Source organism: Secundilactobacillus sp. MJ173 (assembly GCF_059704265.1).
This window is the reverse complement of sequence record NZ_BAAKGN010000075.1, coordinates 97,734-107,571: the sequence shown is the minus strand read 5'-3', so window position 1 is coordinate 107,571 and position 9,838 is coordinate 97,734. Positions and strand designations below refer to the sequence as shown.

The following is a 9,838-nucleotide window of genomic DNA, read 5'->3' as shown; positions in this document are numbered from 1 at the left end:
ATATTTTGGACACATCTAACTAATTAATCAAATGCGGGACGCTAGAAGCCTTGCTACTAAAGAGGTTAGACAATGTGGCTACTGTTCAATGGTTGAACTAAGCTGTTGAGAAAAATTAAACGCAGGTCGTTAAAATCAAAGGATTTTTTAACGACCTGCGTTTAATTTAAGAGATTTAAGTCAAAGATGTACTTATGTGGCGCACCATTAGCATCATCTGACAATGACCTATGATTTATTTATTTTTTAGCATTAATTTAGATTTATTCACTAATCGTTGGTGCTTTGTGACGATTCGATTTAATAATATAAGCAGCGTTAACGCAAATAGGGCGTATATTGCGGCCCCAAAACTAATTTTGGTAACATCAACAGTCCCTACTAAAAATGATGCCGTTGTAGAGCCCAACGAAGTTCCAAAGTTAAAGAAAATTGAACTTAAAGATGATGCTAGTAGCACTGACTGTGGGTAGTCATGTTCCGCCACATCCAAGAAGTGAAGCTGCATTGATGCACTAAACAACGTAACTAGCATCGTAATTAGCATCAACATAGAAAATCCAATGAATTTATTCATAAACGCTGAGGGCAGCAAAATTAAAATTACCATATCTGCTACATAGTACTTTGGCATTAATTTGAGACCACCGCGCACAGCGATTGTACCTGAAAAGCGGTTGCTAAAAACGCTGGCAATTCCCAAAGCAAAGAGCAACAAGTTTAAATATCGCGTGTCAAAACCTAGTACCGAAGTTAGTAACGGTCGAATATACGTGTAATAGCCGTACTGAGTTGCAGCAGTAAACAGAACAACTGCAATTGCGATGTAGATTCGTGGGTCCTTCAGTAGCGTTAATTGATTTAAGATACTTCCCTGAGTTTGAGTGATACGGCGGGGCAATAACCACATTAAAAATAAAATGGTGATCAGCGAGATGATTGACACTGCGAAAAATGCATAACGCCAACCGTACCGAGTGCTAATGGTGGTCCCAACCGGAATCCCAATGACTGATGCAATGCTAAAGCCGGCATAAATCCACGAAATTAAATTAGCACGTTTTTTCTCTGGTGCAATTTGATTAGCAAATGTCATAATGATTGAGATAATTCCTCCCGAAACACTAGCCGAAATCACCCGCGATGCAACCATCATCCAATAATTTGTTGCCAGACCACTTAGAGTGTTGCCAATCAAAAAGATGCCCATTAATGTCAATATTGTTTTGTAACGATTATATTTGCTCGTCAAAATAGTAATAATTGGCGTGCTGATTGCATAAACAGTTGCAAAAATTGTGACCAAGTAGCCAACCATAGTAATTGAAACATGCAAATGGTTCGCAATATCGGGTAAAATCCCGACTACCATAAATTCATTGCATCCTGACATAAACGCGACTAAGACGAAAACAACTGCTTGTAAACGATATTTGTTCAAAATAATGCTCCTTTTTACTGTTTTAATTACCACCTCCAATCGAATTTAAAATACTGATTTTTTTACACAGCTCAATAGTCATTATTTCGGCTCCTTACCAAAGTATAGAGATACAAGTTAATTTTAACACTTCTACAAATGACACTGATTGGCACAGCAATTGGACTATTTGTAAGACTACTTTCAGTTGGATTTGAAAGTGATCAATCTAAACTTGGAACTGTGGTAAAATTAATATGCTAAGCGTAATACAGTGGATCTTTTATGGTTAAGAAATGAAATATCATTAAATATTTTGAAATCTGACCGTCTGTTGACGTATCAATCTAAACGTAACTTGCTTGAAAAACACCGATGAATAAACAGGAAACGGCAAATGATCAAAAAACATCGGTTCTTGCCATTCTTAACTTCATGAGTATGGTTAAATGATGCGTAAAAACAGGATTATTCAAAGAAGTGTCCCTATAGTGTCCCCAACAGAAGAATATCAAGAAATCAGGGTTCGAAAACCCTTACTACAAAAGGAGTTAAAGCATTATGGCAACTATTCAATGGTTCCCTGGTCACATGGCAAAGGCCATTCGCCAGTTGGAAGAAAATTTACACGTGGTGGATATTGTGTTTGAACTCGTGGATGCGCGAATTCCGCAGTCATCACGAAATCCAGAAATCGAACGAATTATCAAAAATAAGCCACATTTAGTGATCATGACTAAAAGTGACTTAGCGGATCCGGAACAGACTAAAAACTGGATCAAAAAGTTCAAAACTCAGGGTCTGCCAGCGATTGCGGTGGATTCTAAGGCAAACATTACCACCAAAACGGTGACCCGTATTTCGCAATCTATTTTGGCAGATAAACTGGATAACGAGCAGCAAAAAGGACTGAAAGAACGGCCGATTCGCGCAATTACTGTAGGAATTCCCAACGTCGGCAAATCTACTTTGTTAAACCGGTTAGTGAATAAGCGGGCTGCTCAAGTGGGTGACCGTCCTGGTGTGACCAAGGGGCAGCAGTGGTTACGGTCATCTTCCAAACTGCAGTTGCTGGATACGCCAGGTATTTTGTGGCCGAAGTTCGATGATGAAGAAACCGGTCAGGCATTGGCTTTGACGGGTGCGATTAAAGATCAGCGTTTCGCTAGTGACGACGTGGCACTATATGCCTTAAAGTTTTTCCGGCAGTACTACCCAAAGGCATTACAAGAACGCTATAAGTTAACTGAAGCTGATTTCGAGCTTTCAGACGTTGACTTACTGTTAAAATTAACGAAACAATTCGGTATGAAGGACGATTACGAGCGGGCTTCTGACCGACTGATTTTAGACATCCGTAAGAGTAAGTTGGGTCGTTACACGTTGAACCGAACGGACGGTGAGGCAGATGCCTAAAGCACCTTCAATTCGCGAACTTAAACAGCTGTTTGATCAAATTACGGACGAGAACGATCCGCTATTTACCGAGTATGCCGATGACCCACGTGCGGGTGTTCAGAAATTAATGGTGACTGCTCAGCATCGGTTGGCTAAACTTATCAGTGAAAAGCGCGCTTTTGAGCAGCGCTTTTTTTATGAACGACAATTTCGGCAGCAGGGCCATCAACTGATTGCTGGTATTGATGAAGTTGGCCGTGGCCCGTTAGCAGGACCCGTGGTCAGCTGTGCAATCATTTTACCTGACGATTTTGATGTAATTGAAGTCAACGATTCTAAGCAACTGTCTGATCATCAGCGAGAGGAACTCTATCCGCAAATCTTAAATCAGGCAATCGCAGTGGGGATCGGTACCGCGTCGGCCCAGCAAATTGACCAGTTGAATATCTATCAGGCCACTCGTGTCGCCATGCTGGCAGCAGTCAATCATTTACAGCCACAACCTGACCAATTATTGATCGACGCCATGCAGATCGACAGTGACATTCCGCAGTTAAAGCTGATTCACGGCGATGCGAAGAGTGTTTCAATTGGTGCAGCAAGTATTGTGGCTAAGGTCTTTCGGGATCACCTCATGCAAAGTTACGATGTCCTTTACCCAGGGTACGAATTTTCACACAATGCCGGTTATGGGACTAAGGCTCATCTGCAGGGCTTAGCTGATTTAGGTCCGTCTAAAATCCATCGGCGAACCTTTGCGCCCGTTTCAAACTATTTCAAATAAAATCGCGTAGTTTGCTGAAACTAAGTATGAGGTGAACTATCGTGAATTTGAATCAATTTTTACTCCGTTTACACTTAGCACCGGGTATTGGATTGAAGGGTGAGTATCTGATTGCTCAGTGGTTAGCTGATCACCCGGGACAGTTGAGAAATTTACTGCCGTCGGAAATTAGTGAAATTGCGAGTGTCTTACCGCAGCACCGGCAGAAATTTGAACAGGGTTTTATGAGTGATAAAGTTAGTCAGGCATTGGCACGACACGAGAAAGAGTCGCAATACCTGACTTTTTTTGATGCGCAGTATCCTGTGTTGCTGAAAGAAAGCTGGTTGCCACCGGTGGTGCTGTTTTATCAGGGAAATCTTGAACTGCTGAACGCTGATCGCTTGTTGAGCGTTGTGGGCAGCAGAAAACGCAGTCCTTATTCAGAAACCGTATTGAGTAGCATCATGCCAGCACTGGTTCAAAATCAACTGGTGATCGTTTCCGGACTTGCTGCTGGCGTTGACAGTTTGAGTCACCAATTAGCCCTACGCAATCATGGGCATACGATTGGCATCATCGGTACCGGCTTAAATCTGAGCTATCCAGCAAGCAGTCAAAAGTTGCAACAGTACATGGCTCAGCATGAATTAGTGCTGTCGGAATATCCTCTGGACGCAGTGGGGAAGAAGTACCATTTTATCGAACGTAATCGGCTGATTGCGGGTTTAAGCCAAGCAACGCTAGTGGTACAGGCGCAAGAAAAATCCGGCAGTTTAATCACCACCAGTTTAGCGTTGCAAAATAATCGCGATGTGATGGCCATTCCGGGAAGAATTGACGATCCGCTTTCCTGCGGGTGTAATCAGTTGATTCAAGCGGGCGCTAAAGCCATCTTGACGGCTCAAGATATCTTGGATGAATACCCGGTATTAAAGACTAAATAACCAGCATTTTCCTAGATGTATTTTGTAAAAACGACATCCATTTGGCATATAATATAGTAGTTTTTGAATTCTTTTTCAGTTGACAATCTAATTTTTATGAAATATGATGTGAAAGATTTAGTAATCTTATAGCATCAAATATTTAAAACTCACCAGAAGGGGTAATTAGATGGCAGCAACAACTAAGAAACCAAAAGCTACGAAAACTAAAACAACTAAAACTAAACGAAGAAAACCACAAAAAAAACTAGTTATCGTTGAATCACCAGCAAAAGCGAAAACGATTGAAAAATATCTTGGACGCACTTATAAAGTGATGGCCAGTATCGGTCATGTGCGGGACTTGCCTAAGAGTAAGATGGGCGTCGACGTTGACAACGATTACGAGCCGCATTACATCTCCATTCGCGGTAAGGGCGATGTGATCAAAGAATTACGTTCAGAAGCGAAAAAAGCCAAGCAAGTTTATCTGGCAGCTGACCCGGACCGTGAAGGGGAATCTATCGCGTGGCATTTGTCACACTTATTAAACTTAGATCCCAACGAAAAGAACCGGGTGGTCTTTAACGAAATCACCAAGGACGCCGTTAAAGACGCCTTTAAAACACCGCGGACCATCGACATGGACCTGGTAGATGCCCAGCAAGCTAGACGGATTCTTGACCGTTTAGTGGGATATTCCATTTCACCACTGCTTTGGAAAAAAGTTAAAAAGGGGCTGTCAGCTGGTCGGGTGCAATCCATCGCACTGAAGCTGATCATTGACCGCGAAAACGAGATCAAAGCCTTCGTCCCAGAAGAATACTGGACGATCGATTCTGAATTTAAGTTAAAACGGTCTAAGTTCGACGCCAGTTTCTGGGGCCTTGATGGGAAGAAACACGCTTTACCTGATAATGACGAAGTGCAAAAAGTCCTAGCGAAAATTGATCGTGATCAACCGTTCGACATCACGAAAGTCACCCGTAAGGAACGCAAGCGGACACCACAGCCACCATTCACTACTTCGGCGATGCAACAAGAGGCCAACAAGAAGTTAAACTTCCGAACACGGAAAACCATGATGGCTGCTCAACAGCTCTATGAAGGGATCAATATTGGTAAGGAAGGTTCTCAAGGACTGATTACTTATATGCGGACCGACTCCACACGGATCTCAGTCATTGCTAAGCATGAAGCCTCTTCTTTCATCCATGAGCAGTATGGTGCGGAATACGCAGCTACTAAGCCATTGAAGGGTAAGCTGCCAGAAGGCGCACAGGATGCCCATGAAGCCATTCGGCCCTCATCCGTTTTCCGGACGCCAGCTGATTTAAAACAGTATTTAACCAACGATCAATATAAACTATATTCACTGATTTGGAACCGGTTTGTGGCCAGTCAGATGACCAACGCAGTCATGGATACCATGGGTGTCACCATTGAACAAAATGGTGTTACGTTTAGGGCTAACGGCTCGAAGCTGAAGTTTGATGGGTTCTTGAAAATCTACAAAGATGGTAAGGAAAAGGATAATCTGTTGCCAGACCTTAAAGAAGGCGACCAGTTAACCCTATCTAAGACTGATCCGGCACAACACTTTACTCAGCCACCGGCACGGTTCTCTGAAGCTAACTTAATCAAGGCTTTGGAAGAAAACGGTGTTGGCCGGCCATCGACGTATGCGCCAACCCTGGATACCATTCAACGGCGTTATTACGTGAAATTAGTGGGTCGTCGTTTCGAACCTACTGAATTGGGTGAAATCGTTAATACCATTATTCAGGATTATTTCCCAGACGTGGTTGACATTAACTTCACGGCTGACTTAGAAAAGCAGCTGGATGATATTGAAGAAGGCGACCAAGACTGGGTCAAAGTCGTGGATACGTTCTATCAGCCGTTCTCTAAAGAAGTCAGTCATGCACAAGACACCATTGAGAAGATTCAAATCAAAGACGAGCCAGCTGGTTTCGACTGCGATATCTGTGGTGCACCGATGGTCATCAAAATGGGCCGTTACGGTAAGTTCTACGCTTGCTCACGATTCCCAGACTGCCGGAATACTAAACCAATCGTCAAAGAAATTGGGGTGGTTTGTCCGAAGTGCCATGAAGGCCAAGTCATTGAACGAAAATCAAAGAAGAACCGCTTGTTCTATGGCTGTTCACGTTATCCCGACTGTGATTTTGTCACCTGGGATAAGCCGGTGGGCCGTGATTGTCCTAAGGATGGTCATTTCTTAGTTGAAAAGAAGATTAAAGGCGGCGTGCAGGTCGTTTGTCCAAACGGTGATTACGAAGAACCAGTTCAAAAATAATTATAAGAAGTTTAAGTTTGACCAACCTTGACCAAATGTGTTGCATCAAGGTTGGTTTTTTGATACATTACAATCATGGAGGCGATTTTCATGGCAACACCAGTTGAATTGTTTATCACCTACCTGGAAAGTGAACGACAGTATTCACCTGAGACCGTGAAGGCTTACCGTGAGGATCTGGCTGCTTTTCAACAGTTCTTAGCCGATACTGGCGACAGCACCGATTTACTGGTGGTGTCGAAACTGGATGTTCAAGTTTATCTTAGTCAGCTGTATGACGAGCATAAGGCACGAACGACCATTGCACGTAAAATCTCCAGCTTAAGGTCGTTTTACGACTTTTTGATTCGCGAAGATCTGGTTAAGGTCAATCCGTTTGCCTACGTGACGTTAAAGAAGCGTTCACAGCCGTTACCCAGATTTTTCTACGAAAAGGAAATGACGGCGCTGTTTAAAGCAGCGGGTGAAAATCCAGATTCCGTGTTAGCAAAACGGGATTCCGCGATTCTTGAAGTCCTGTACGCCACCGGCATCCGTGTCAGTGAACTATGCGGCCTCACCTTAAACGCCGTTGATTTTGACGGCCAGCTGATGCTGATTCATGGTAAGGGTAATAAGGAGCGCTACGTACCTTTTGGCCACTACGCCAAAGACGCGCTGCAAACCTATCTCAAAGTTACCAGAGAACCGTTGATGCAGAAGTACCATAAGGCACATGAGGTAGTCTTCATCAATCATTATGGCGATCCCATCACATCTACGGGTGTGGAGTATGTTTTGAACCAAATGATTGATCGCAGTAGTCTGACGGGTGACATTCATCCGCATATGCTGCGGCATACCTTTGCTACGCATTTGCTGAACCACGGGGCAGATTTACGGACCGTCCAAGAACTTTTGGGTCACAGCAGTCTATCCACAACTCAGATCTACACTCACGTGACCAAGTCGCAGCTTCAGCGTGATTATCGGCGTTACTTTCCGCGCGCCACTCATGATTAAAGAAAGCAGGGGTTTAACACATGCCAGTAAAATTTGAGGCAACAACCATCGTTGCCGTGCGTCATAATGGGCACAATGCTATGGCCGGAGATGGTCAAGTTACGATGGGCGAAAAAGTAATTATGAAGGGTACCGCACATAAGGTACGCCGCATCTATAACGATAAAGTAGTCGTTGGCTTTGCGGGCAGTGTGGCTGATGCCTTTAAACTTGAAGAAAAATTCGAAGCTCGTCTGAATGAATTCTCTGGTAACCTGGAACGGGCTGCCGTGGAATTAGCTCAAGACTGGCGTTCAGACCAAAATTTACAAAAACTAGAAGCCTTACTGATCGTCATGAATGATAAGGATATGTTGCTGGTTTCTGGCTCCGGTGAAGTGATTGCACCAGATGATGACATTTTAGCCATCGGTTCTGGCGGTAACTTCGCTCAAGCAGCTGCCACAGCTTTACACCATCACGCTAAAGACATGAGTGCTAGAGAAATTGCTGAAACAGCCATTGGCATTGCCGGTGATATCGATATCTTTACGAACCACAACATCATTTCCGAAGAATTATAACCCAACAGAAAGCAGGGATTTGTTTGGACCCAATTACAAAAACACCACGCGAAATCGTTTCGCTTCTTGACCAGTATATTATCGGCCAAGACGCTGCCAAAAAGTCGATTGCGATTGCCTTACGTAACCGTTACCGGCGCATGCAGCTGTCAAAAGACATGCAAGAAGAGATCACGCCTAAAAACATGCTCATGATTGGCCCCACTGGGGTTGGTAAAACTGAACTGGCGCGTCGGTTAGCTAAAATCGTAAAGGCACCCTTCGTCAAAGTTGAAGCCACGAAATTCACTGAAGTTGGTTATGTCGGTGGCGACGTTGAATCCATGGTGCGTAACCTGGTTGACGTTTCCGTTAAGATGGAAAAGGACAACGAATTTGAAAACGTCCGTGCTGAAGCCACTAAACGCGCCAACAACCGGTTAGTGAAGTTATTAGTTCCCGGTAAAAAGCCGAAGCAAAACCAGCAAGCCGATTTTTCAAACTTGATGAACATGTTTTCTCAGATGCAAAAGGGCGATATGCCAACTGCTGAACAGCCTAAAGAAGAAGTGACCGACGAAATCAAGAATCAGCGGATGTCGGTTTCTGACCAGCTGGCACACGGCTTACTGGAAAACTCCGAAGTGGAAATTGAGATGGATGATCCGCAACAAGCCATGGCTGGCAATAACCCCATGATGAATCAGATGGGCATCGACTTGAGTTCTACCTTAGGTCAAATGATGCCTAAGAAGCGGATCAAGCGGACGGTCCCAGTTTCTGAAGCACGTGAAATTTTAATTCAAGAAGAATCCGAAACTTTAGTCAACGACGCGGATATTAATCATGCAGCCATTGAACGGGCTCAAGATACAGGGATTATCTTCATTGATGAAATCGATAAGATCACCTCGAAATCTGACAAGAATAGCGGTGAAGTTTCTCGTGAGGGTGTTCAACGTGATATTTTACCAATCGTTGAAGGAACTCAAGTTCAAACTAAGTATGGTGCTATCAACACTGATCATATCCTGTTTATTGCTGCCGGTGCCTTTGCCGAAAGTAAACCAAGTGATTTGATTGCTGAACTGCAAGGTCGCTTCCCAATTCGAGTTGAGTTGGACGAACTGAGTCAAGAAGACTTCGTTAAGATCTTAACGGAGCCTAATAACGCTTTAGTTAAGCAATACATCGCTCTAATTGGGACGGATAATATCAAGGTGACCTTCACCATTGAAGCCATCAACCGGATTGCTGAGCTGGCTTACCAGTTGAACCATGAGAACCAAAACATTGGGGCACGACGGTTACACACTGTGCTTGAAAAATTGCTGGAAGACCTGCTTTATGAAGGGCCAGATATGCAGATGGGTGACATTACCATCACTGAGAATTACGTGAACGATAAAATTGGTAACATTGTTAAGAATAAGGATTTGTCACGTTATATCCTGTAATTTGACAATT

General features: G+C 43.6%; 8 protein-coding genes. 7 read left to right on the top strand and 1 reads right to left on the bottom strand.

The features are described from left to right. Window positions 1-235: 235 nt before the first annotated feature. Window positions 236-1,441 (bottom strand): MFS transporter, encoded by a 1,206-nt coding sequence (locus AC6H04_RS12420; RefSeq protein WP_497571973.1) that lies wholly within the window; start codon window positions 1,439-1,441, stop codon window positions 236-238. 540 nt (window positions 1,442-1,981) lie between these two features. Between AC6H04_RS12420 and ylqF the strand changes: the two genes are divergently transcribed. The 7 genes from ylqF (at window position 1,982) to hslU (ending at window position 9,828) form a co-directional block, all read left to right on the top strand. Next, window positions 1,982-2,836 (top strand): ribosome biogenesis GTPase YlqF, encoded by an 855-nt coding sequence (gene ylqF / locus AC6H04_RS12415; RefSeq protein WP_497571972.1) that lies wholly within the window; start codon window positions 1,982-1,984, stop codon window positions 2,834-2,836. Continuing rightward, window positions 2,829-3,602 (top strand): ribonuclease HII, encoded by a 774-nt coding sequence (gene rnhB / locus AC6H04_RS12410; protein WP_497571971.1) that lies wholly within the window; start codon window positions 2,829-2,831, stop codon window positions 3,600-3,602. The genes ylqF and rnhB overlap by 8 nt, the downstream gene beginning before the upstream one ends. A gap of 41 nt (window positions 3,603-3,643) precedes the next feature. Then, window positions 3,644-4,528: a DNA-processing protein DprA gene (gene dprA, locus AC6H04_RS12405; protein ID WP_497571970.1), complete on the top strand. Its 885-nt coding sequence runs from the start codon at window positions 3,644-3,646 to the stop codon at window positions 4,526-4,528. Between the two features lie 169 nt (window positions 4,529-4,697). After that, the gene (gene topA, locus AC6H04_RS12400; RefSeq protein ID WP_497571969.1) at window positions 4,698-6,827 is read left to right on the top strand and encodes a type I DNA topoisomerase; all 2,130 of its coding nucleotides are present in this window, start codon (window positions 4,698-4,700) and stop codon (window positions 6,825-6,827) included. Between the two features lie 90 nt (window positions 6,828-6,917). After that, window positions 6,918-7,829, top strand: coding sequence for a tyrosine recombinase XerC (xerC, locus tag AC6H04_RS12395; RefSeq protein WP_497571968.1), 912 nt, complete (start codon window positions 6,918-6,920; stop codon window positions 7,827-7,829). A 20-nt stretch (window positions 7,830-7,849) separates the two neighbouring features. Then, the gene (gene hslV / locus AC6H04_RS12390) at window positions 7,850-8,392 is read left to right on the top strand and encodes an ATP-dependent protease subunit HslV (protein ID WP_497571967.1); all 543 of its coding nucleotides are present in this window, start codon (window positions 7,850-7,852) and stop codon (window positions 8,390-8,392) included. 23 nt (window positions 8,393-8,415) lie between these two features. Continuing rightward, window positions 8,416-9,828 (top strand): ATP-dependent protease ATPase subunit HslU, encoded by a 1,413-nt coding sequence (gene hslU, locus AC6H04_RS12385; protein ID WP_497571966.1) that lies wholly within the window; start codon window positions 8,416-8,418, stop codon window positions 9,826-9,828. Window positions 9,829-9,838: the final 10 nt, after the last annotated feature.